This is a genomic window from Nocardioides jiangxiensis (genome assembly GCF_030580915.1).
GTDB classification, from domain to species: Bacteria; Actinomycetota; Actinomycetes; order Propionibacteriales; family Nocardioidaceae; genus Nocardioides; species Nocardioides jiangxiensis.
This window is the reverse complement of record NZ_JAUQTA010000001.1, coordinates 2,258,210-2,279,483: the sequence shown is the minus strand read 5'-3', so window position 1 is coordinate 2,279,483 and position 21,274 is coordinate 2,258,210. Positions and strand designations below refer to the sequence as shown.

The 21,274-nt window shown below is 71.4% G+C and carries 23 protein-coding genes; 8 read left to right on the top strand and 15 right to left on the bottom strand.

Annotated features, from left to right (window positions below; genetic code table 11):
- Positions 1-52 precede the first annotated feature (52 nt).
- From Q5722_RS11195 to ileS, 7 genes are all read right to left on the bottom strand, one after another.
- On the bottom strand, positions 53-484 hold the full coding sequence (locus Q5722_RS11195; protein ID WP_305028291.1) for a hypothetical protein: 432 nt from the start codon (positions 482-484) through the stop codon (positions 53-55).
- Between the two features lie 14 nt (positions 485-498).
- Positions 499-765, bottom strand: a complete 267-nt coding sequence (locus Q5722_RS11190; protein WP_305028290.1) for a DivIVA domain-containing protein — start codon at positions 763-765, stop codon at positions 499-501.
- Entirely contained in the window at positions 762-1,523 is a 762-nt protein-coding gene (locus Q5722_RS11185) for an LOG family protein (RefSeq protein WP_305028289.1), read from the bottom strand. Before Q5722_RS11185 ends, Q5722_RS11190 begins: the two co-directional genes overlap by 4 nt.
- A complete protein-coding gene (gene dapE, locus Q5722_RS11180) occupies positions 1,520-2,590 on the bottom strand; it encodes a succinyl-diaminopimelate desuccinylase (RefSeq protein ID WP_305028288.1) in 1,071 nt (356 codons plus the stop codon). Before dapE ends, Q5722_RS11185 begins: the two co-directional genes overlap by 4 nt.
- 91 nt (positions 2,591-2,681) lie before the next feature.
- Entirely contained in the window at positions 2,682-3,590 is a 909-nt protein-coding gene (locus Q5722_RS11175; protein WP_305028287.1) for a TauD/TfdA dioxygenase family protein, read from the bottom strand.
- A gap of 66 nt (positions 3,591-3,656) precedes the next feature.
- The gene (locus Q5722_RS11170) at positions 3,657-3,779 is read right to left on the bottom strand and encodes a hypothetical protein (protein WP_305028286.1); all 123 of its coding nucleotides are present in this window, start codon (positions 3,777-3,779) and stop codon (positions 3,657-3,659) included.
- 86 nt (positions 3,780-3,865) lie between these two features.
- Positions 3,866-7,039 carry an isoleucine--tRNA ligase gene (gene ileS / locus Q5722_RS11165; RefSeq protein WP_305028285.1) on the bottom strand — a complete coding sequence of 1,058 codons (3,174 nt, stop codon included), beginning with the start codon at positions 7,037-7,039 and terminating at the stop codon, positions 3,866-3,868.
- 295 nt (positions 7,040-7,334) lie between these two features.
- Between ileS and Q5722_RS11160 the strand changes: the two genes are divergently transcribed.
- Entirely contained in the window at positions 7,335-8,129 is a 795-nt protein-coding gene (locus Q5722_RS11160; RefSeq protein WP_305028284.1) for an acyl-CoA thioesterase, read from the top strand.
- A 26-nt stretch (positions 8,130-8,155) separates the two neighbouring features.
- Here the strand turns inward: Q5722_RS11160 and Q5722_RS11155 are convergent, their stop codons facing one another.
- Positions 8,156-8,770, bottom strand: coding sequence for a TetR/AcrR family transcriptional regulator (locus Q5722_RS11155; protein ID WP_305028283.1), 615 nt, complete (start codon positions 8,768-8,770; stop codon positions 8,156-8,158).
- A 65-nt stretch (positions 8,771-8,835) separates the two neighbouring features.
- Between Q5722_RS11155 and dapD the strand changes: the two genes are divergently transcribed.
- Complete coding sequence (gene dapD, locus Q5722_RS11150; RefSeq protein WP_305028282.1) at positions 8,836-9,780, top strand: 2,3,4,5-tetrahydropyridine-2,6-dicarboxylate N-succinyltransferase; 945 nt, start codon at positions 8,836-8,838, stop codon at positions 9,778-9,780.
- Positions 9,781-9,813: 33 nt separating this feature from the next.
- Complete coding sequence (locus Q5722_RS11145; protein ID WP_305028281.1) at positions 9,814-10,662, top strand: hypothetical protein; 849 nt, start codon at positions 9,814-9,816, stop codon at positions 10,660-10,662.
- 9 nt (positions 10,663-10,671) lie between these two features.
- On the opposite strand, the gene dapC is transcribed toward Q5722_RS11145, so the two are convergent.
- Both dapC and fdxA read right to left on the bottom strand, forming a co-directional pair.
- Positions 10,672-11,778 carry a succinyldiaminopimelate transaminase gene (dapC, locus tag Q5722_RS11140; RefSeq protein WP_305028280.1) on the bottom strand — a complete coding sequence of 369 codons (1,107 nt, stop codon included), beginning with the start codon at positions 11,776-11,778 and terminating at the stop codon, positions 10,672-10,674.
- Positions 11,775-12,095 (bottom strand): ferredoxin, encoded by a 321-nt coding sequence (fdxA, locus tag Q5722_RS11135; RefSeq protein ID WP_305028279.1) that lies wholly within the window; start codon positions 12,093-12,095, stop codon positions 11,775-11,777. The genes dapC and fdxA overlap by 4 nt, the downstream gene beginning before the upstream one ends.
- 56 nt (positions 12,096-12,151) lie before the next feature.
- Here fdxA and Q5722_RS11130 point away from each other — a divergent pair, with 56 nt between their 5' ends.
- Entirely contained in the window at positions 12,152-13,045 is an 894-nt protein-coding gene (locus Q5722_RS11130; RefSeq protein ID WP_305028278.1) for a GNAT family N-acetyltransferase, read from the top strand.
- 72 nt (positions 13,046-13,117) lie between these two features.
- Positions 13,118-14,179: an acyltransferase family protein gene (locus tag Q5722_RS11125; protein ID WP_305028277.1), complete on the top strand. Its 1,062-nt coding sequence runs from the start codon at positions 13,118-13,120 to the stop codon at positions 14,177-14,179.
- A gap of 25 nt (positions 14,180-14,204) precedes the next feature.
- Here the strand turns inward: Q5722_RS11125 and Q5722_RS11120 are convergent, their stop codons facing one another.
- Genes Q5722_RS11120 through Q5722_RS11110 form a run of 3 tightly spaced genes read right to left on the bottom strand, consistent with a single transcriptional unit; the run spans position 14,205 to position 17,134 of the window.
- The gene (locus tag Q5722_RS11120) at positions 14,205-15,893 is read right to left on the bottom strand and encodes a VanW family protein (protein WP_305028276.1); all 1,689 of its coding nucleotides are present in this window, start codon (positions 15,891-15,893) and stop codon (positions 14,205-14,207) included.
- On the bottom strand, positions 15,893-16,810 hold the full coding sequence (gene mshB / locus Q5722_RS11115) for an N-acetyl-1-D-myo-inositol-2-amino-2-deoxy-alpha-D-glucopyranoside deacetylase (protein ID WP_305028275.1): 918 nt from the start codon (positions 16,808-16,810) through the stop codon (positions 15,893-15,895). The genes Q5722_RS11120 and mshB overlap by 1 nt, the downstream gene beginning before the upstream one ends.
- A 30-nt stretch (positions 16,811-16,840) precedes the next feature.
- Complete coding sequence (locus tag Q5722_RS11110; RefSeq protein ID WP_305028274.1) at positions 16,841-17,134, bottom strand: hypothetical protein; 294 nt, start codon at positions 17,132-17,134, stop codon at positions 16,841-16,843.
- Between the two features lie 19 nt (positions 17,135-17,153).
- On the opposite strand from Q5722_RS11110, the gene Q5722_RS11105 reads away from it, so the two are divergent.
- The 3 genes from Q5722_RS11105 (at position 17,154) to Q5722_RS11095 (ending at position 20,458) form a co-directional block, all read left to right on the top strand.
- Positions 17,154-18,257, top strand: a complete 1,104-nt coding sequence (locus Q5722_RS11105) for a hypothetical protein (RefSeq protein WP_305028272.1) — start codon at positions 17,154-17,156, stop codon at positions 18,255-18,257.
- A 130-nt stretch (positions 18,258-18,387) separates the two neighbouring features.
- A complete protein-coding gene (locus Q5722_RS11100; protein WP_305028271.1) occupies positions 18,388-19,884 on the top strand; it encodes an alkaline phosphatase in 1,497 nt (498 codons plus the stop codon).
- A gap of 67 nt (positions 19,885-19,951) precedes the next feature.
- Positions 19,952-20,458 (top strand): hypothetical protein, encoded by a 507-nt coding sequence (locus Q5722_RS11095; protein ID WP_305028270.1) that lies wholly within the window; start codon positions 19,952-19,954, stop codon positions 20,456-20,458.
- A gap of 16 nt (positions 20,459-20,474) precedes the next feature.
- On the opposite strand, the gene Q5722_RS11090 is transcribed toward Q5722_RS11095, so the two are convergent.
- Both Q5722_RS11090 and Q5722_RS11085 read right to left on the bottom strand, forming a co-directional pair.
- Complete coding sequence (locus Q5722_RS11090; protein ID WP_305028268.1) at positions 20,475-20,912, bottom strand: methyltransferase family protein; 438 nt, start codon at positions 20,910-20,912, stop codon at positions 20,475-20,477.
- A gap of 19 nt (positions 20,913-20,931) precedes the next feature.
- Positions 20,932-21,210, bottom strand: a complete 279-nt coding sequence (locus tag Q5722_RS11085) for a hypothetical protein (RefSeq protein WP_305028267.1) — start codon at positions 21,208-21,210, stop codon at positions 20,932-20,934.
- Positions 21,211-21,274 lie beyond the last annotated feature (64 nt).

Below are 21,274 nucleotides of genomic sequence, written 5' to 3'. Positions count from 1 at the left end.
CATTATCCCATGAGCAGAAGGGGATCCTGCACGCCGGTGCGCCTGGTGGCGCTCAGACCGCGGTGACCAGGTAGGCCCACGTGAAGACGAGGACCATCGCGAGCAGACCCAGGTGGGCCAGCAGCGAGAGGCCGGGGCCGCGACCCCAGCCGTCCTCGTTGATCACCTGCGCCGCACGCTTGCCGCGCGGGCGCAGCCAGCGCGCCAGGATCATCAGCCCGGCAACGGCCGTCACCCACAGCATGGCCAGCGCGACGACACCGACGATGGGGTTGCCCTTGTGCTCGTTGCCGATGCCCGTGAGGAGGAACGCGATCCAGGTGAGGCCTGCCAGCAGGCCAACGACCGTGTGCGTGTTGAGCACGAGACGCGAGATCTCGAGCCGGCCCGAGCGGGCCTGCGCACCACCGAGACGGACCCGGGTCAGGATCACCACGATGCCCGGCAGGGGCGTCAGCAGGTAGACGAGGAGCGCAGTGGACACAGCGGGAGTCTGCCCTATTCCCCGGACGTGATGTCGCGCGTGTCGTCCAGCTGGTCAGCCAGCCGGGCGAGGAGTGCGTCGACCTCCGCCATCCGGTAGCCCCGCAGCACGACCCCGAAGCGGACCCGGCGCAGGTCCGCGCCCACGAGCCGGCGTCCCGCCGGCAGCGTCACGTCGGGCCGGTCGTCGTACGCCGGAGCGAGCGGCTCACCACGGCCCGAGGCCACCAGTGCGACACCACCCAGGGCGAGGACGACCAGGATCGCGAAGAACCACATCATGCGTCCTCGGCCTCCCGGACACGGCGCGCCTCGACCATGACGGCGATGGCCTCGTCGACGTCGTCGGTGAGCATGATCAGGTCGAGGTCACGGGCCGAGATCTTGCCGTCGGCGAGCACGGTCTCGCGCATCCAGTCGAGCAGGCCGCTCCAGAACGCGACCCCGATCAGGACGACGGGGAACTGGGTCTTCTTGCCCGTCTGCACCAGGGTCAGCAGCTCGAAGAGCTCGTCGAGCGTGCCGATGCCGCCCGGCAGCGCGATGAACCCCTGCGAGTACTTCACGAACATCGTCTTGCGGGCGAAGAAGTACCGGAAGTTGATGCCCTTGTCGACCCATGCGTTGAGGCCGGTCTCGAAGGGCAGCTCGATGCCCAGGCCGATGCTGACGCCACCGGCCTGGCTGGCACCCTTGTTGGCCGCCTCCATGGTGCCGGGGCCGCCACCGGTGATGACGGCGAAGCCGGCCTCGGCGAGCTTGCGGCCGGTCTCCTCCGCCTGCGCGTAGTGCGCGTGCTCGGGCTTCGTGCGCGCCGAGCCGAACACGGCGACCGCCGGCCCCAGCTCGGCGAGCGACCCGAAGCCCTCGACGAACTCGGCCTGGATCCGGAGCACGCGCCAGGGATCGGTGTGCACCCAGTCACTGGGCCCCCGCGAGTCGAGCAGGCGCTGGTCGGTGGTCGAGTGGTCGACCTGGCTGCGCCGCAGCCGGACCGGACCCTTCTGCTTCTCCGGCTGGCCCTTCAGGATCTCGGTCATCCCGCGTCCTCCTCGCTGAGCCACGCGACGAGCTGCTGCTCGCAGCGCACGATCTCCTCCACCCGCACGTGCTCCTCGGCCTTGTGCGCGAGCAGCGGGTCGCCGGGGCCGAAGTTCACCGCGGGCACGCCGAGGGCGCTGAAGCGGGAGACGTCGGTCCAGCCGAACTTCGGCGCCGGCTCGCCGCCGACGGCCTCGAGGAACGCCTGGGCGGCGGGCCGGGTCAGCCCGGGGAGGGCTCCGGGGCTGGCGTCGGTGACCGTGACGGCGTACCCGTCGAAGAAGGAGCGGAGCCAGGCCTCGGCCTCCTCGACGCTGCGGTCGGGAGCGAAGCGGTAGTTGACCGTGACGGTGCAGGCGTCGGGCAGCACGTTGCCGGCAACACCGCCGCTGACGAAGACCGCGTTGAGCCCCTCGTGGTACTCCAGGCCGTCGATCACCGGCTTGCGCGGCTGGTAGGCGTTGAGGCGGTCGAGGATGCCGGCGGCCTTGTGGATGGCGTTGGAGCCCATCCAGGCGCGCGCCGTGTGGGCGCGCTCGCCGGTGGTCGTCACCTCGATGCGCATCGTGCCCTGGCAGCCCGCCTCGACCAGCGCGTTGGACGGCTCCATGAGGATGGCGAAGTCAGCCTCCAGCAGGTGCGGGTGGGTCACGCTGAGCTTGCCCAGCCCGTTGTGGATCGCGGCGATCTCCTCAGCGTCGTAGAAGACGTAGGTGACGTCGCGGACCGGCTGCGTCAGGGAGGCCGCGAGCTTGAGGCCGACCGCCACGCCGCCCTTCATGTCGACGCTGCCGAGGCCGTGCAGGACACCGTCCTCGAGGCGGCTCGGCAGGTTGCCGTTCTCCGGGACCGTGTCGAGGTGGCCGGCGATGACGACCCGCTCGGGGCGGCCCAGGTCCGTGCGGGCGACCACGGTGTTGCCGACGCGAGTGAGCTCGAGATGGGCGTGCCCGCGCAGCGCCGCCTCGACGGCGTCGGCGAGGGCCTCCTCCTGGAGGCTCTCGGACGGGAAGTCGACGAGCTGACGGGTCAGCTCCACGACGTCGGCGGCGAGGTCGAGGCTCATGCCGCCCATCCAATCAGGTGTGGTCACACCACGGCGGCAGGGCTGAGGGGTACGCCGGTGCGTCGCGCCTGCACCGGCGTACCCCTGGGGGTCAGGCGGCCCGGTGGGCCGTCGCGTCCCCGGACGGCGTGTAGTGGCTCGCGTCGCCGGTGATCGACCGGCTCCGGTCGCCGTTCGTGGCCACCGGGACGTCACCGGCGACGGTGATCCGGGCGAGCTTGCGCGGCTGCTGGTCGTAGTTGTCGATCGCGTAGTGCTGCGTGATCCGGTTGTCGAAGACGAGCACCTGGCCGGGCTGCCACGACCAGCGCAGGATGTGCTCCGGCTTGGTGACGTGGGCCTGGAGGAGGCGGATCACGTCGCGCGACTCGGTCTCCGAGAGGCCCTGGATGCGGCGCGTGAAGCCACCGATGAAGAGCCCCCTCTCCCCCGTCTCCGGGTGCACCCGGACGACCGGGTGCAGGCTCTCGAAGACCGTGGACTGGAAGATGTCGCGGTACTCCTTCTGCCGAGGGGTGTCCTCCTCGGCACGGGCGTAGTCGTAGACGTTGGTGTGGACCGCCCAGAGGGTGTCCGCCCAGGCGCGCAGCGGCTCCGGCAGGCTCGCGTACGCCGCCGCGGTGTCGGCGACGAGCGTCTCGCCGCCGTACGGCGGGATGGTGATGCTGCGCAGCGTGCTGATCGCCGGCGGGTTGACCACGAAGGTGACGTCGGTGTGCCACACGTTGGCGGTGCCGCGCTCACTGTCGACGTCGAGGACGTGGGGCGCGCCCTCGAGACCGGGGACGGTCGGGTGCGCAGTGGTCAGGTCGCCGAAGAGGCCGGCGAACCGGGCGTGACCCTCCGCGTCGAGGTCGGGGGCGTCGAGCACGATCGCCTTGTGCGCGAGGAGCGCGGCGCGGAGCTCGGCGACGGTCGCAGCGTCGAGGTCGGGCTTCGCCTGGACGCCGGTGACGCGTGCGCCGATGTGGGAACTGATCTTCTGGATGTCGAGGGACATGGGTGCTTCTCCTGGGTCTGTCTCGGATGACGGGCTGCTGCCCGGGTACGTGGGCGCGGGGCGGCGTCAGCGACAGAGGGAGCTGTGCACGCGCATCAGGTCGACGTGCACGCGCTGGGTCAGGAGGACGTTCATAATTGTTGAGTAACTTAGTTGTATTACTTTTGTATTGCAACGCCCTGCTGACATGGCGAGACGGGCCTCGTGCCGCGGAAGTCGCGGCACGAGGCCCGTCTCGGCGCGGCACGAGGCCCGTCTCGGCGTACTCCGGGGGATCAGGCCTTCGCGACCATGACCGCGAGGGTGGGCCCCTCGGCGTACTCGGTGGCGAGCGCGAGCGTCTCCCCCGCCACCAGCTCCTGGTGGGCCTGCGCGGCCTCGAGGAGCGGGAGCGGAGCGGTGATGGAGAGCAGGATCCGGTCGGAGACCTCGAGACCCGCGTCCTTGCGCGCCTGCTGGATGGTGCGGATCAGGTCGCGGGCCGCACCCTCGGCCTCGAGCTCGTCGGTCAGCACGGTGTCGAGGACGACGAAGCCACCGCCCGGAAGGACGCCCGTCGCGGTGCCGCCGTCGGCGTCGCCCGCGACCGTCTCGAGCGTGTACTCGCCCTCGACCAGCGCGAGGCCACCGGCCGTCACGACCCCGGCGGCGTCGACGGACCAGTCCCCGGTCTTGGAGCCCTTGATGGCGAGCTGCACGTCCTTGCCCAGGCGCGGGCCCGCAGCGCGGGCGTTCACGGTGAGCTTCTGCTCGACGCCGTACGCCGAGGCCTCGTCGCTGTCGGCAGCGACCAGCCGCACCGACTTCACGTTGACCTCGTCGGCCACGATGCCCGCGAAGGCACTGAGGTCGAGGTCGGAGACCACGGTCAGGCCGGCCAGCGGCAGGCGGTTGCGCAGGTTGTTGGCCTTGCGCAGCGCGGAGGTGGCGGAACAGACGTCACGGACCACGTCCATCGCGGCGACGAGGTCGTCGTCTGCGGGCAGCTCGTCGACCGACGGCCAGTCCGCGAGGTGCACCGAACGCTCGCCGGTCAGGCCGCGCCAGATCTCCTCCACGGTCAGCGGAGCGAGCGGGGCGAGCACGCGGCAGACCGTCTCGAGCACGGTGTAGAGCGTGTCGAAAGCGGCCTCGTTGTCGGCCGTGACGACGCCGTCGGCCACCCAGAACCGCTCGCGCGAACGGCGGATGTACCAGTTGGTCAGCACGTCGATGAAGCCGCGCGTCGACTCGCAGGCGTTGGCCACGTCGTAGGAGTCGAGCTGCTCGGTGACCTCGCCGACGAAGTCGCGGACCTTGGCGAGCAGGTAGCGGTCGAGCGGGTCGGTGGAGTCGGTACGTCGCTTCGCCTCGTAGCCTGCGGCGTTGGCGTAGAGCGAGAAGAAGTACCAGGACGACCACAGCGGGATCAGCACCTGGCGGACCGAGTCGCGGATGCCCTGCTCGGTGACGACGAGGTTGCCGCCGCGCAGGATCGGGCTGGACATGAGGAACCAGCGCATCGCATCGGCGCCGTCACGGTCGAAGACTTCGGCGACGTCGGGGTAGTTGCGCAGGGACTTCGACATCTTCTGGCCATCCGAACCGAGCACGATGCCGTGGCTCACGCAGCTCTTGAACGCCGGGCGGTCGAAGAGCGCGGTGGCCAGGATGTGCAGCGTGTAGAACCAGCCGCGGGTCTGGCCGATGTACTCGACGATGAAGTCGGCCGGGAAGTTCGCCTCGAACCAGTCGGCGTTCTCGAACGGATAGTGGTTCTGCGCGAACGACATCGAGCCGGAGTCGAACCACACGTCGAGGACGTCGGTCACGCGGCGCATCGTGGACTGGCCCGTCGGGTCGTCCGGGTTGGGGCGGGTCAGCTCGTCGACGTACGGGCGGTGCAGGTCGGTGACCTCGACGCCGAAGTCCGCCTCGAGCTCGGCGAAGGAGCCGTAGACGTCGACGCGGGGGTACTCCGGGTTGTCGGACTTCCACACCGGGACCGGCGAGCCCCAGAAACGGTTGCGGGTGATCGACCAGTCGCGGGCGTTTTCGACCCACTTGCCGAACTGGCCGTGCTTGATGTGGTCCGGGGTCCACGAGATCTGCTCGTTGAGCTCGCCCATGCGGCCCTTGAACTTCGTGACCTCGACGAACCACGACGAGACCGCCATGTAGAGCAGCGGCTGCCGGCAGCGCCAGCAGTGCGGGTAGCTGTGGTCGTAGGTCTCCTGGCGCAGCAGCACGGTGCCGGCCGTGACACGACCGGTGCCCGCCTTCAGGTCGGCGATGACCGGCTTGTTGGCCTCGAACACCTGCAGGCCGGCGTACTCCTCGACGGGGAAGGTGAACTTGCCGTCCTTGCCGACCGGCACGACCGTCTCGACACCGGCGGCGTCGAGGACGGCCTTGTCATCCTCACCGAAGCCCGGGGCGAGGTGCACGATGCCCGTGCCGTCCTCGGTCGTGACGAAGTCCGCGACCAGCACCTGGTGCGCGTTGTCCGCCCCCGCGTAGTAGTCGAACGGCGCCAGGTAGCGGCGACCGGCCAGCTCGGAGCCCGCGAAGGTGGCCACCACCGTGGGCTCCTCGCCCAGCTCCTTCTTGTACGCCGCGACCCGCGACTGCGCCACGAGGTAGCGGCCCTCGACCGCACCCGTGGACTCGACCAGCAGGTAGGTGACGTCAGGACCGACCGCGACGCCCATGTTCGACGGCAGCGTCCACGGGGTCGTCGTCCAGATCAGGACGTTGGCACCGTCCAGGGCGTCGCCGGCGTCGCCGAACCGGAAGCCGACCGTCAGCGCCGGGTCCTGGCGCATCTTGTAGACGTCGTCGTCCATCCGCAGCTCGTGGTTGGAGAGGGGCGTCTCGTCGTTCCAGCAGTAGGGCAGGATCCGGAAGCCCTCGTAGACCAGGCCCTTCTCGTGCAGCTGCTTGAAGGCCCAGATGACCGACTCCATGAACTCGGGGTTCATGGTGCGGTAGTCGTTGTCGAAGTCGACCCAGCGCGCCTGGCGGGTGACGTAGCGACGCCACTCGTCGGCGTACTTCAGGACCGAGGCGCGGCAGGCCTCGTTGAACTTCTCGATGCCGAGCTCGTGGATCTCGTCGGTCGTCTTGAGGCCGAGCTGGCGCATCGCCTCGAGCTCGGCGGGCAGGCCGTGGGTGTCCCAGCCGAAGCGGCGCTCGACGCGCTTGCCGCGCATCGTCTGGTAGCGCGGGATGAGGTCCTTGACGTAGCCGGTCAGGAGGTGGCCGTAGTGCGGCAGGCCGTTGGCGAACGGCGGACCGTCGTAGAAGACGAACTCGTCACCGCCGTCGGCGCGCGTCGGGCGCTGGTCGATGGAGGCCTGGAAGGTGCCGTCCTGCTCCCAGTAGGCCAGCACGGCCTCCTCGATCGAGGGGAAGCGCGGGCTCGCGGGCACGCTCGTCGCGTCGGTGTGGCTGACCTTCGGATAGGTCATCTCGGCTCCTGCGGGGTACGTCGTCTCGGGTCTCTCTCCACGAGGACGACTCCCTGGCGGGAACCGCGGTACCACCTCGCTTGCCGGCTGCGCCGGCCGCTTCGTTCTGGCTGTGACGGGCCACCCGTCCGGTTCTACTGGTGAAACGCTCGGCGACCTCGCAAGCTGGGCCGCGAACATTCCATGTTCTTCCGGAGGCTCGCCGCTGATGACGGCTCAGACGCCTTGGGCGCAATCGTACGGCGTGGTGCGCGTCTCGTGGCAATCGGATTCACCGGGCGCGAGGATGGCGGGCGTGAGCACCTACGCCCTCGACACCGCCGTCGCCTCCACCCCGCTCGGGGGCGGCGCCCACCGGGTCATCGTGACGACCGACTGGAACACCGCGAACGGCACCCCCAACGGCGGCTACATCCTGGCCCTCGTCCTCCACGCGGTGATGCAGGAGGCGAGCGAGCCGGACCCGCTCAGCATCGCCATCACCTACTTCCGTCCGGCCCAGGCCGGCGAGGCCGTGATCCAGGTGCGACAGGTGCGCGCAGGCCGCCGGGTCTCCACGTACGACGCCCTCGTGGTGCAGGGCGACAAGGAGGTCGCGCACGCGGTGGTGTCGACGCACGACTGGGACCACGCCGGGTCGGTGACCAACACACCCCACCCCGCCCCGGCCATGCCGAGCCCGGAGGCCTGCGCCGACCTGAGCACCGTCATCCCGGCGGGGATGGTGCCGATCCTGGAGCGCTACACCTACCGCGCGGCCGCCATCCCGGGGTGGCTCGAGGGCTCCCCCAGCGGCACCACGGAGTCGCTGTGCTGGATCCGCACCAGCGACGCCCGGCCCGTCGACGCCATGCTCGCGGGTGCGATGACCGACGCGTTCCCTCCGGTGACGGCCGAGATCGGGCACCTGGCGTCGGCGACGATCCAGCTCACCGTGCACTTCCGTCGGCGCCCCGAGACCACGTGGGCGCTCGGCCACGTCGTGACCCGTCATGTCATCGACGGGTACGCCGACGAGGACGTCGAGCTCTGGGACGAGCAGGGCCGCCTGATCGCGCAGTCGCGCCAGCTGGCGATCCTCGCCGGCTGAGCGTTCGTCGGTACGCGCCGGACGGGTCAGCCGAGCAACGCAGGCACCAGGCCGGCGACACGGGACTGGAGGTCCGCTCCGGCCTTCGGGTCGCCCGCCAGGTGGGCGAAGACGGCCTTCTCGAAGAGGCCGTCGATCAGGGCGTACGTGGTCGGCTCGTCGAACGCCGGCTTCGCCCCGGCCAGCTCGGCGAACCGGGTGACGATCCGCCAGACCATCGCCTCGAGCGTCAGGTCGATCTCGGCGACGTCGTCGCGCAGCTCGGGCTCGTACATCGCCGCCGTGCGCAGGTCGTACCAGAGCCGGTGCATGGCGATGTCGTCGTGGAGCGTCTCGACGAGGCGCTCGCTGAAGCGCCGCCCCAGCTCCTCGGCGCTCTGCGACTCGATGACGGCGTCGTCGTAGCGGGTGACGCAGACCTTCTTGTACTCCCGGACGGCGTGGATGATCAGCTCGACCTTGGAGTCGAAGTAGTAGTGCACGACACCGTGGGAGAACGGCGAGTTCTGCGCGATCTCGCGCAGCGAGGTGCGCGCGTAGCCGAGCTCACCCAGGGTCTGCAGCGCCGACGCAGCCAGCTCCGCCCGGCGAGCATCGGACTTCGCGACGGCGCGGGGAACGGGAAGGGTGACCGCGCTCATGCACGCAGTGTAGGTCCTCGGCCGCGAGCGCACCTCTCCAACGCGGACCCGTAGAATCCGCCGACGTGACTGAGACTTCTGCCTGGGGCCACGGCCTCGCGACGTACGCCGCTGACGGTTCGCTCCTGGACGCCTGGTTCCCGGCCCCCGCGCTCGGAGCGAAGCCCGCCGACGCCGAGGCCTCCGAGGTGTTCGCCACCCTGTCCGAGCTCGCGGTCGCCGACGGCGCGCGAGCGGTGACCCGTGAGGTCGTCACGGTCGAGATCGCCGACCTGGCCGCCGGCCCGGCCTCCGCCGCCGACGCCTGGCTGCGCCTGCACCTGCTCTCGACCCGCCTCGTGCAGCCGCACGGCCTCTCGCTGGACGGCATCTTCGGCCTGCTCGCCAACGTCGTGTGGACCTCGCAGGGCCCGTGCGCGGTCGAGGGCTTCGAGCTGACCCGTGCCCGCCTCAAGGCCGCCGGGCGCCCGGTCGCCGTCTACGGCGTGGACAAGTTCCCGCGCATGGTCGACTACGTCGTGCCGTCCGGCGTCCGCATCGCCGACGCCGACCGCGTCCGACTGGGCGCGCACCTCGCCTCCGGGACCACCGTCATGCACGAGGGGTTCGTGAACTTCAACGCCGGCACGCTCGGCACCTCGATGGTCGAGGGCCGCATCTCCGCAGGCGTCGTCGTCGGCGACGGCTCCGACATCGGCGGCGGTGCCTCGATCATGGGCACCCTGTCGGGCGGCGGCAAGCAGGTCATCTCGGTCGGCCAGCGCTGCCTCCTCGGCGCCAACTCGGGCCTCGGCATCTCCCTCGGTGACGACTGCGTCGTCGAGGCGGGCACCTACATCACCGCCGGCTCCAAGGTCACCCTGGCCGACGGCTCGGTCGTGAAGGCCGGCGAGCTCTCGGGGGCCTCCAACGTGCTGTTCCGCCGCAACTCCATCTCCGGCGCCCTCGAGGCCGTCGCGTGGAAGGGCGAGGGCATCGCCCTCAACGCGGCGCTGCACGCCAACGACTGACCCGGCCCACACGAGGACGACGAGGAGGCTGGCGTGCGGGTCCGCAGCGCTGTGACGACCCTCGTCGTCCTCGGAGCGGCAGGAGCCGGGGTCGTCGCGGTCGTCCGCGGCACGGGCCCGCTCCCCGACCCCGAGGGCTGCACGGCGGTCGTCGAGCGCCACACGGTCTCCCTCGACACCGAGCAGGCGGAGAACGCCGCCCTGATCGCCGCCATCGGCGTGCACCGCCGGCTCCCCGCCCGTGCCGTCAGCATCGCGCTGGCCACGGCGTACCAGGAGTCGAAGATGATCAACGTGGAGCACGGTGACCGTGACTCGCTCGGCCTCTTCCAGCAACGTCCGTCCCAGGGCTGGGGCACGGAGGCACAGATCCTCGACCCCGTGCACGCCACCAACGCCTTCTACGACGCGCTGGTGAAGATCGACGGCTACGAGTCGATGCGGATCACCGAGGCCGCGCAGAAGGTGCAGCGCTCGGCGTACCCGGAGGCCTACGAGGACCACGCGGAGGACGGCCGAGCCCTCGCCTCGGCGCTGACCGGCTGGTCCGCGCACACCTTCAGCTGCGTCGTCCGCCCCGACAAGACCTACGACGACCAGCGCCGCAGCGTGCTGCGCGAGGAGCTCGGCAACGTCTTCGGGGCGACGCCGTCGAACCTCGACAGCCGCCGCGTCGCGGTCACGATCGGCGTAGGGGCCTCCGCGCATCGTCGCGGCTGGGCGATCGCGTCGTACGCCGTCGCGCAGGCCAAGCGTCTGGGCATCAGCCAGGTCAGCTACGACGGGCGGACCTGGCACGACGGCGATGCCAGCGAGGCCGGCTGGCGCACGGCGGGGAGCACGACCGCGCCGGGTGACGCCGTGCGGATCACGGTCCGCTGACGGCGCGCGTCAGGCGAGGCGGGCGATCGCGGCGTCGATGCGCTCGTCGGTCGCGGTGATCGCGATGCGCACGTGCTCCTTGCCGGCCGGCCCGTAGAAGTCGCCCGGTGCCACGAGGATGCCGCGCTCCGCGAGCCAGTCCACGGTCTCCCAGCATCCCTCGCCGCGGGTGGACCAGAGGTACAGCGCCGCCTGCGAGTGGTCGACCGTGAAGCCGGCTGCCTCCAGCGCCGCCTTGAGACGGGTACGCCGGGCGGCGTACCGCTCGCGCTGCTCCTCGGCATGGGCGTCGTCGGCGTAGACGGCGGTCATGACCTCCTGCACCGGACCGGGGACGATCAGGCCGAGGTTCTTGCGGACCGCCAGCAGCTCCTTGATGACAGCCGTGTCACCGGCGACGAAGCCGGCGCGATAGCCCGCCAGGTTGGAGCGCTTCGAGAGCGAGTGGACGACGAGGATGCCGTCGGCCGAGCCCCCGCTGATGGACGGGTGCAGGACGGAGACCGCCTCGCCCTCCCAGACGCAGTCGAGGTAGCACTCGTCGGAGACCAGCAGGACCCCGCGCTCGCGGCACCAGTCGACGACCTTCTTCAGGTGCTCCGGCGGCAGCACGCGGCCCGTCGGGTTGGAGGGTGAGTTGAGCCAGAGGATCTTCGGCGTCTGCGGACCGAACGCGGTCAGCGAGTCCGACGCCATCGGCGTCGCACCGGCGAGCGCCGCTCCCACCTCGTAGGTCGGGTAGGCCGCCTCGGGGAACGCGACGAGGTCGCCCTCGCCGACCCCGAGGTGGAGCGCCAGCTGCGCGATGAGCTCCTTCGTGCCGACGACCGGGAGGATCTGGTCCAGGCCCAGGCCCACCACTCCGTGGACGCGCGCGAACCAGTCGCTGATCGCCTGGCGGGTCGCGGGAAGGCCGATCGTGGTCGGGTAGCCCGGCCAGTTGGCAGCCGCGACCAGCGCGTCGACCGCGACCTGCGGCGTCGGGTCGACCGGCGTGCCGATCGACAGGTCGACGATGCCGTCAGCGTGCGCGCGCGCCATCGCGGCGTACGACGTCAGCTTGTCCCACGGGAAGTCGGGAAGACGCCCGGAGACCGGCGTGAAGGAGAGAGTCACTCGCCCTGCGGCGGGAGCGCGGCGACGATCGGGTGGTCCTTGTCGATCTCACCCATCTTGGCAGCGCCACCCGGCGAACCGAGGTCGTCGAAGAAGTGGACGTTGGCGTCGTAGAAGGACTTCTGGTCCGCCGGGACGTCGTCCTCGTAGTAGATCGCCTCGACCGGGCACACCGGCTCGCAGGCGCCGCAGTCGACGCACTCGTCGGGGTGGATGTAGAGCATCCGCTTGCCCTCGTAGATGCAGTCGACGGGGCACTCGTCCACGCACGCGCGGTCCTTGACGTCGACACACGGCTGGGCGATGACGTAGGTCATCTGGTCCTCCAGAGGGGCTTAACGGAAACCTGCGGGGCCAGCCTAGTATCCCCGCCATGTCCGACGGCATCCGCTCTCCCTATCTGGGCCCCCATGTCGTCGGCCAGCGCGTCGTCGTACGTCGCCTGGTGCCCGGCGAGACCGGCCCGACGGGAGGTCCGGCGTTCACCGACGTGCTCGGGGAGTGCATCGCCTGGGACCCGTGTGTCGTCGTCACGGCCGCGGGCGAGCGCGTCGAGATCCCGGTCGACCTGATCGTCTCCGGCAAGCCCGTGCCCCCGCGCCCCTCGGTCCGGCTGCGCGCCACGGTCGAGGAGTGCGAGTCGCACGTCGCCTCACTCTGGTCCTCGGTGCGGACGACGAGGGTGGGTGCCTGGCAGGTCCGCACATCGGCGACGGTGGGCCGCAGGCGGGCGAACTCCTGCCTCGCGGTCACGGACCCGGGGATCCCGCTGCCCGCAGCCGTCGAGGCCGTCCGGGCGGCGTACGAGGACCGTCCTGCGCTGCTGCACGTGGAGGTCGGCTCCGACCTGGAGGCCGATCTGGGCGCACTCGGCTGCACCCCTGCAGGCGGCGAGGCCGACTTCCTGCTCGCCGGGGCCACCCGCGCCCTGCGCGCCGCCGGTCGCCCGTCCGCACCGGTGGAGCTCTCGGTCGCGGGCAGCCGCGCGAGCGCCGAGGTCAGCAGCGCCTGCGACGCGGTCGCGGAGGGCCTGGCTGCCGTCGACGGCGACTGGATCGGGATCCACGACCTGCTGGTCGATCCGGCGCGCCGTCGCCAGGGCCTGGCACGGGCCACCGTCGCGGCCCTGCTGGAGTGGGGCGTCGAGCAGGGTGCCTCGACCGCCTGGCTGCACGTCGAGGCGGACAACGTGCCGGCGCGGACGCTCTACGAGTCGCTGGGGTTCGTCACCCACCACCGCATGCGCTACCTCACACTCCCCGCCTGAGCGCGTGCGAGGCACCTGTCGGCTCGGTCACCTTCCCGTCACCCGACGCTCCCCATCGCGTTGAGTGCTCCCGTGACGTCGCAGGTCCTCGAGCGCCACCCGACCGGGTCGGGAGGTCCGGCGACCTCCGGCGCAGGCCGGCAGGTCTGGGCCGACGTCGCCAAGGGCGTCTGCATCCTGCTCGTGGTGCTGCACCACCTGGTCCACAAGCAGCTCCACCTCGTCGTCCCTCCCGGGCACGAGCACTGGCAGGCCGCCTGGGCCGAGGTCACCTGGGCGCTGAAGCCGATCCGCATGCCGCTCTTCTTCCTGATCAGCGGCATGTTCGCCGCCGGAGCGGTGCACCGGCCCTGGCCACGGGTCCGCAAGCGCGTCCTCTCCCCTGCCTGGCTGTACGTCGTGTGGCTGCTGCTGCTCTCGGCGTTCTACCTCGTCGAGACCCGCACACCGGCCAACCGGGTCCACTCCCCCGGCGAGCTCGCGACGGAGCTGCTGCTGCCGTCGACCTCCCTGTGGTTCCTCTACGCGATGACCGCCTACCTGCTGCTCGCCCGCGCGCTGCGCGGCCTGCCGCCCGCCCTCGTCGTCGCGGCCGCGTTCGCGATCTCCGCGTCGGTCTCGTGGTGGGGCATCGACGCCAACAACCGGGTCGCCGTTCTCAGCCACTTCGTCTACTTCGCCGCGGGCGCTCACTACCCCCACCTCGTCCGTCGCGTGGCCGATGCCCGCATCCCGCTCCTCCCGCTGGCGGCGACCTTCGCCCTGGCCGCGTTCGCCGTCTCCGCGCTCGAGGTGCCGCTGAGCGTGAGCGTCACCGGCCTCAGCCTCCTGGGGCTTCCGCTCGGCCTGGTCGCATCCCGCCGGCTGAGCCAGACCGCCGCCGCGCGGCCGCTGGCCTGGCTCGGGAGCCGGACGCTGCCGGTCTACGTGCTGCACCTCGTCGTGATCGGCGCCCTGGCTTCGCTGCCGCTGCGGATGGCAGCGGACCCCGGGCCCCTCGACGGCGTCGTCGTCGCGGCGTACCCGATCGTGGGCGCACTGGCCGTCACCGCGATCTGCCTGGTCCTCCACCGGGCGCTCGGCGCAGCGCGCCTGGGCGCGCTCTTCCGGGCACCACGCTGGGTCACCGGCTGACCGGCGCCACTGTGGGATGGCGTCCTCAGGGCGACGTGCAGGTCACCTTGTCCGCCGAGTCGTAGTGCGTGTGCATCTTCTCGACCCGCACCTCCTCGCCGTTGCGGCGAAAGTGCCGGTAGACGTCGATGTCGAAGCCGGTGTTGGGCTCCTGGGGCTCACAGTCGGGCGCCTTCGACACGCGCGAGCCGGGCTCGACGACGTTGTAGCGGCCGCTCGTGGTGGCGCTGATGTCCCAGAACTTCGTCGACCACATGCTGACCGTGACGACGCCGGAGCTCGACGGGGTGGACTTCTGCACGTGGGTCTCGATCAAGATCCCGTAGGGCGTGTCGTTCTGGAACTTCAGGTCGACGTACGGCCAGGCGACGGTCGCCTCGCGCCCCACCGGGTAGCGGTCGAAGTAGAGGCTGTGCGGCTTGTGCTGCACGTCCTTCAGCCCGGCGAAGAAGGCCGCGTTGAAGGTCGTCGTCGCCACCTGCGAGACGCCGCCACCGAGCGCGGTGGTGATCTCGCCGCCGTCGATGACGTAGCCCTCGACGAAGCCGTTCGCCTTCGTGCGCTCGCCGACCGTGTCGTTGAGCGAGAACGTCTCGCCGGGGGCCAGGACGGTGCCGTCGATGAGGCTCAGCGCGCGCGGGATGTTGATGTTGCGGTAGTCGGTGTGCGGGTAGTAGGTGGTGAAGGTCGAGACCTTCTCCCGGATCCCCCACTTCCGTGCCTCGGCCGTCGTGACCTGCGGCTTCGCCACGGTGGCCTGCACCGCCAGCCGCCGCTCGGCGCCGGACTTCGTGAGCACGTCGAGGAACGGGCCTGTCACGTCCTTCGGGTCGTAGCCCACCCCCGGCTTGCCGGGAACCACCCTCGGCACCCCGTGGACCAGCCGCACCGTGGCGTCGACCGGCGTGCCGGCGTCCCCGAGCCGCGCGTCGACGGCCGCCTTCAGGCGCGTCGCGTCGACCTGGGGGACCAGCGCGCCGTCCTTGGGGACCAGGGCGAGTGCCGGCGCGAACTGCGCCGGACGGAGCCGCACCTCCTGCGTGTCGAAGACCAGCGTGACCGGTGCGCTCATCGCGGGCCTGGCGAACTCGGCGAGGGCAGCTGTGACCTCCTCGTCGCCGATCGTGGGCTGCACGTCGGTCAGCGGGAGGGTCGCGCCCTCCCCCGCGACGTACGCCGCCTCGATCGCCGCACGGGTCGCGTCCCGGTCGAGGCCGAGGCCGACCCGGGCCGGGACGGCCTTCGCCCGGCCGCCGACGAAGCGGACCGCCCCCTCGCCCGGCGCACGGCCGTGGCGCTCCTCGAGCCCGTCCACGACCTGGTCGAGCGCCGACTCGTCGACCTCCACCACCGGGGCGACCTCGTCCGCACCCGCGTAGTAGTCCCACAGCCGGCGCGGGTCGAGCGAGCGCCCACCCCCGGCCTCCTCGACCGTCGCGGCGGCGTCGAAGTGGAGGCCCAGCTGCGCGGCGGTGAAGGTCTCGGTCGCGCCGGCCACGGTCACCGCGACGCGGTCGTGACCGGCGAACTCCTTCTCGAGCCTGTCCCGGGCGGCCGCGGGCGCGAGGCCGCCGAGCGGCACTCCCGCGACTGTCGTGCCGCGCGGCAGGCGGTCGGCTGCGAAGGCCCACGCGACCGCGTAGAGACCGCCGGCGAGCAGGCCCACCAGGAGGACCGAGAGGACGACAGCGCCGCCGCCGAGCCGGCGACCCATCAGAGACCCGCGAAGAGATCGGTCTCGAAGCCGTCAGCGCCCACGGGGCCCTGCTCGCCCTTGGCGAGGCGGTAGAACTCCGTGCTCCAGAACGCCGTGCCGACGGAGCCGCCCATCGCGAAGAACGGCCCGTCGGGGTCGATCTGGGTGCGGTGCGCCTTCATCGCGTCGATCTTCTTCTCACCGAACTCCCCGCCGTCGATCGCCGCGGCGAGCCAGGCATCGGGTGTGGTGAACGGCCCCATGTCTCCCTCGGGATCCATGCCCGCGAACGTCTCGGTGTCGCCGCTGGCCCGCAGCGCCCGGAGGCTCTCCCGCATGCGCGCCTCGCTCATCGCACACCAGTAGATCTTGGCGATGTCGTGGGGCTCGCCCAGGTCGCGCTTGTACGACGGCACCGCGGCGAGCTGGGCGGCGTACATCGCCACGCGGTGGGCCTGGATGTGGTCGGGGTGGCCGTAGTTGCCGAACTCGTCGTAGGTGACCAGCACCTGCGGACGCACCTCGCGGATCACCTTCACCAGCTCGTCGGCCGCCTGCGTGAGGTCGGCGTTGGCGAAGGCCCGGTCGTCGGTCTCGTCGGCCGCGATCGCGTAGCCCTTCTCGTGCCACTTCATGCCGGAGTCGCGGAACGCGCCGAAGCCACCGAGGAACCTGTGGTCGGTGACTCCGAGGATCGCCATCGCGGCGGCGAGCTCCTCGCGGCGGTGCTCGCCGAGGGTGTCGTCCCGGTCGGCGGCGATGTGCGCCAGCTCCGGCACCAGCACTTCTCCGAGCTCACCGGCGGTGCAGGTCACGAGCGTGACCTGGCGACCCTCGGCGACGTAGCGCGCCATGGTCGCGCCGTTCTGGATCGTCTCGTCGTCGGGGTGGGCGTGGACCAGCAGGAGGCGCATGTCAGCGGGCACGAGGCTCATGCCGGCAACCCTAGCCAGCGGCGCCGACGCTCACTGGAGGTCAGGACGCTTCACGCGGATCGGAGCGGCCGGGAGGTTGAGCGGCGGCAGGTCGACCCGCGTGGGCTCCGCCGCGGCCTCGTCCACGTCGAGCCAGCCGTCGTACTCGTCGACCAGGAGCTCGAGCGCGATCAGCGGGGCGTCGGTGGTGACGCACCAGGGGTGGTCCTCGTCGTCGTCCTCGCCGGCGAGGTGCTCGCGGGCCACGTCGGCGTCGAAGCCGTCGTTGCGCAGCCGGGCGACGACCGCGCGGGCGTCGTCCTCCTCGAAGAAGATCCCTCTCATGGACGCTACGGTGCCAGACATGTCGGACAGCACCACCCCCGGGACGCAGGCCGTCCACGGCGTGCACCTGCGGCGCACCGAGGAACGGGTCGACGAGGTGGCCGCCCTCACCGCGGCGTGCGGCGGCTCAGTCGGCGTGGCCGGCGTGCTCGACCACCTCGACCGCCGGCTGCGGCGCGCGGTCCCGACGGGACTGCGGGTCTGGCGCCAGTGGGCCTGGGACCGGGCCGACGCGTTCAGCGAGCGCTGGTGGCCGCAGGGCATCACCACCTCGGTCGATGCGACGGGTACGCAGCGCGGGCTCGTCGCCGGGCGCGAGGTCGTCGCCACCAGCTGGTACGCCCACCAGGTCGCGGGCATCGCCAAGGGTGTGCGGATCTCCTTCGTCGACGTCAACGCCCGGCGCTACCGGCACGTGCTCCTCGTCGTGCCGAAGCTCGTCGACGGCGAGGTCACCCTCGCTCCGCTCAAGGCGCACGCCGGCGGCATCGTGTGGGTCGGGCCGTGGCTGTACGTCGCCGGCACCGCCAAGGGCATCCACGTCTTCCGGCTCGACGACATCGTCGCCGTGCCCGACCACCTCCACGACGAGGACGCCGACCGGATCGGGCGCCACGGCGACCGGCTGGCGACCTTCGGCCACCGCTACGTCCTGCCGCTGCGCTTCTCCTACCGGGCCGCTGCGGACGAGGGCGAGGAGCCGCTGCGCTACTCCTTCCTCTCGCTCGACCGAGGCGCGGCGGGGCCGGCGCTGGTCGTCGGCGAGTACGGGCGCCGCAAGCAGACCACCCGGCTGGCCCGCTTCGGCCTGGACCCGTCGACGTACCTGCTCCCGGCGGACGAGCACGGCCTCTCCCGGCCACTCCTGCTCGAGGGCGACGGGCAGCGTGGCATGCAGGGTGCCTGCGTCGTCGGCGACACCTGGTACCTCACCGCGTCGCACGGACCCTGGGGCCTCGGCACGCTGTACGTCGGTCGGCCGGGCGCCTGGCGCGCCCTGCGCTGGGCGCTCCCCATCGGCCCCGAGGACATCGCCTACGTGCCGGCCACGGACTCGCTCTGGTCGGTCACCGAGCACCCCGGACGCCGCTGGATCTACAAGCTGCGGCGCCCGACGGCGTAGGCCACCGTCCGTTCACGAACCTCTTCCGCAGGCGACACCCCGCGGGCACCTGCACCCTGCACACGATCCTTAACGTCCCGGACGTCCCGCCCCGAGATCCGGGTCGGGCTGTGATCCCGGGAGAACCGACATGCACGTCCCGTTCCGCATCGCCTCGGCCTCGCTCGCGCTCGTCGCGGGAACCACGGGCGCCGGCCTCGCCGCCGTGGGCAGCGCCGACGCGGCCACGCCGCGTCCGCACAACGTGATCTACCTGCTGGGTGACGGCATGGGCCGCACCCACGTGACCGCAGGCCGCGAGCGCTTCTACGGCGCCCACGGCAAGCTGAACATGGAGAAGCTCCCGGTCGTCGGCCAGGTGTCGACGTACTCGGTCGAGAAGAACTCGGGCCAGCCCGGCTCCGCCGACTTCGCGCCCAACCTCGTGACCGACTCGGCATCGGCCGCCACCGCCTGGTCCTCGGGCGTGAAGACCTACAACGCCGCGCTCGGCGTCGATGCCAAGGGCGCCGTGAAGGCCACCCTGATGGAGGCCGCGCACCAGGCCGGGCTCGCCACCGGCAACGTCTCCACCGCGGAGGTCACCGACGCCACGCCGGCCGGCCAGATGAGCCACGCCCTCGCCCGCGGCTGCCAGGGACCGGCGTACTCCGCGGCGGCGTGCCAGGACACCACGATCACCGGCACCGCGCTGCCCACCAGCGACGTACGGGTGACCCCGATCGCCGACCAGATCGCGCGCAACAACACCGCCGACGTCATCCTCGGTGGCGGCCTGGCCCGCTTCGACGCAGCGGACGAGGATGCGCTGAAGGCGTCGGGCTACTCCGTCCTCGGGTCGCCGGCGTCGCAGACCGTCGCGACGAAGTCGGACCTGGCCGGCGCGACGGGGAGCAAGGTGTTCGGCCTGTTCAACAAGGGCAACATGACCATCGAGAAGTTCAAGCAGGACAACCCGGCCTCGGTCCAGGCCGAGGAGCCGACCGTCGCCGACATGACCCGCAAGGCGATCGACCTGCTGCAGGCGAAGAGTGCCGCCACCGGCGGCAAGGGCTTCTTCCTGCAGGTCGAGGGCGCACTGATCGACAAGCGCTCGCACGCCAACGACGCCGCGCAGACCCTCGAGGAGATCAAGGCGTTCGACGACGCGGTCAAGGCGGCGTACGACTTCGCGAAGGCGGACGGCAACACCACCGTGATCGTCACCGCCGACCACGAGTGCGCCGGCTTCAACATCATCGAGAAGGGCACCTTCACCAACGCCGAGGCGACCACCCCGCCGGCCAACGCCGACGGCGGCAACACCGCCAACAGCTCACTGCTGGCCCGCCCGACCGGCGGCTCGAAGGACGCCACGCGCTCGACCGGGATCCTCAACGCCCCCGGCGCGACCAACGCCAACAACTTCGCCCCCGCCACCTTCCGCACGCCGGACGACGCGGCCGGAGTCACCGACGGGTCGGCGGCCGCGAGCCTGTGGCTGACCTACCTCTCGGGCAACCACACCGGCGCGGACGTGCCGATCTTCGCCTACGGCCCCGGCAGCAAGGCGATCGCGGCTGAGATCGACAACACCGACCTCTTCCCGATCATGGCCAAGGCGGCCGGCCTGAAGGTCAAGCCCTGACCAGGCACCCATGGGTCCCGGGCCGGCGCACACCGGCCCGGGACCTGCGCTTCCCCCGGAGGACACCATGAAGAAGCTCGCCACCACCGTCCTGGTCCTCGCCCTCGCCACAGGTGCCACCGCCTGCTCCTCGGCCGACGGCGCACCGGAGGAGACCACGCCGACCGTGCAGACGTCGTTCCCCGGTCTCCCGGCGCCCTCGGGCGAGCCGGACCTGGCCGGCCTCCGGGAGGCCCACCCGGCGCACGGCACCCTGGCCTGGGTCGCAGGACGCTTCGACGACCGCTTCGCCACCCACCACCTGCGCTTCGACGGCAGGGCGGCCAGCGGCGAGCTCGACGTCACGAGCGACGTCAGCGAGATCCTCGAGCTCCAGGTGCTCGCCGCCTTCTACGACGCGAAGGGCGCCTACCTCGGCGAGGGACGCTGGACAGAGCACACCGTCGAGGAGGAGGAAGCACCCCACAGCGGCTCCCCCGACGAGCGCGTCCGGTTCACCGTCCGCGTGCCGGCGGCGTACGCCGGGAAGGCCGTCGCCGCCGCTGCCGGCGTGACGGTGCTCGTCAACGAGTGAGGGCTGGCTCCGCCGGTCAGAGCCAACGCTTGGTGCGGAGCGCGTAGTCGTCCCACTCCGCGCCGAAGTTGCGCTCCATCGCACGCTCCTCGGGCTGGACCTGGAGCTCGTCGATCGTCACCACGAACGCCGCCACCGGCAGCCAGGTGGCCAGCCCGCCCCTGCCGAGCGCGTGCGCCGCGAGGGCACCGGCCATGCCGACGTACATCGGGTTGCGGGTGCGCCGGTAGGGGCCGTCGGTCACCAGGGTCGTCGCCCGCTCCGGGTGCAGCGGGTGGACCGTCGTCTGCGCCGCACGGAACCGCTGCGCCGCGGCGCCGGCCAGCGCCACGCTGCCGGCCGCGAGCACGGAGGCCGCGAGCTTGCGCGCCGTTCCGGCGTCCTCCTTCGGGGCGAGGAGGCGCTGGACGCCGGCGAAGCCGAGGGCGATGACCGGAGGGGGCACGACGGGCATGGATCCGACGGTAGCGCGGTCAACCGCGCGCGGCGTACCAGCGCAGGAGGCGCTCGGCGAACTCCACGACACGGGCCTCGTCGGGGAAGGCGCCGAAGTGGTGGTGCAGCTCGTGGTCGAGGTAGGCCACGATGTCGTCGCGCCTGGCGGTGTGCGACAGCCGGGTCAGGAGCGGCTGGATGAGGGCCTCGTACTCGTCGGGGTAGATGCCGTTGGCGGCGAAGTAGCCGATCGGATCCCAGTCACTGAGCATGTGACGGACCTCGATGACGTCCGTCGATTCGTGCTGCACGGTCATGGCGGCCATCAAAGCACGCGACGTGACCGGCGCCACAGCGAATCCCCGCGCGACGTCCCACCGG

What these genes read in the sequence shown, in the direction of transcription:
- Q5722_RS11105 (WP_305028272.1), top strand. Translation starts at nt 17,154, where the DNA reads ATGTCGGACAGCACCACCCCCGGGACGCAGGCCGTCCACGGCGTGCAC.
- Q5722_RS11095 (WP_305028270.1), top strand. Translation starts at nt 19,952, where the DNA reads ATGAAGAAGCTCGCCACCACCGTCCTGGTCCTCGCCCTCGCCACAGGT.
- Q5722_RS11185 (WP_305028289.1), bottom strand. Translation starts at nt 1,523, where the DNA reads ATGACCGAGATCCTGAAGGGCCAGCCGGAGAAGCAGAAGGGTCCGGTC.
- Q5722_RS11090 (WP_305028268.1), bottom strand. Translation starts at nt 20,912, where the DNA reads ATGCCCGTCGTGCCCCCTCCGGTCATCGCCCTCGGCTTCGCCGGCGTC.
- Q5722_RS11110 (WP_305028274.1), bottom strand. Translation starts at nt 17,134, where the DNA reads ATGAGAGGGATCTTCTTCGAGGAGGACGACGCCCGCGCGGTCGTCGCC.
- Q5722_RS11155 (WP_305028283.1), bottom strand. Translation starts at nt 8,770, where the DNA reads ATGAGCGCGGTCACCCTTCCCGTTCCCCGCGCCGTCGCGAAGTCCGAT.
- Q5722_RS11190 (WP_305028290.1), bottom strand. Translation starts at nt 765, where the DNA reads ATGATGTGGTTCTTCGCGATCCTGGTCGTCCTCGCCCTGGGTGGTGTC.
- Q5722_RS11170 (WP_305028286.1), bottom strand. Translation starts at nt 3,779, where the DNA reads ATGTCAGCAGGGCGTTGCAATACAAAAGTAATACAACTAAGTTACTCA.
- dapE (WP_305028288.1), bottom strand. Translation starts at nt 2,590, where the DNA reads ATGAGCCTCGACCTCGCCGCCGACGTCGTGGAGCTGACCCGTCAGCTC.
- Q5722_RS11085 (WP_305028267.1), bottom strand. Translation starts at nt 21,210, where the DNA reads ATGACCGTGCAGCACGAATCGACGGACGTCATCGAGGTCCGTCACATG.
- Q5722_RS11120 (WP_305028276.1), bottom strand. Translation starts at nt 15,893, where the DNA reads ATGGGTCGCCGGCTCGGCGGCGGCGCTGTCGTCCTCTCGGTCCTCCTG.
- Q5722_RS11130 (WP_305028278.1), top strand. Translation starts at nt 12,152, where the DNA reads ATGTCCGACGGCATCCGCTCTCCCTATCTGGGCCCCCATGTCGTCGGC.
- mshB (WP_305028275.1), bottom strand. Translation starts at nt 16,810, where the DNA reads ATGAGCCTCGTGCCCGCTGACATGCGCCTCCTGCTGGTCCACGCCCAC.
- Q5722_RS11100 (WP_305028271.1), top strand. Translation starts at nt 18,388, where the DNA reads ATGCACGTCCCGTTCCGCATCGCCTCGGCCTCGCTCGCGCTCGTCGCG.
- fdxA (WP_305028279.1), bottom strand. Translation starts at nt 12,095, where the DNA reads ATGACCTACGTCATCGCCCAGCCGTGTGTCGACGTCAAGGACCGCGCG.
- Q5722_RS11175 (WP_305028287.1), bottom strand. Translation starts at nt 3,590, where the DNA reads ATGTCCCTCGACATCCAGAAGATCAGTTCCCACATCGGCGCACGCGTC.
- ileS (WP_305028285.1), bottom strand. Translation starts at nt 7,039, where the DNA reads ATGACCTATCCGAAGGTCAGCCACACCGACGCGACGAGCGTGCCCGCG.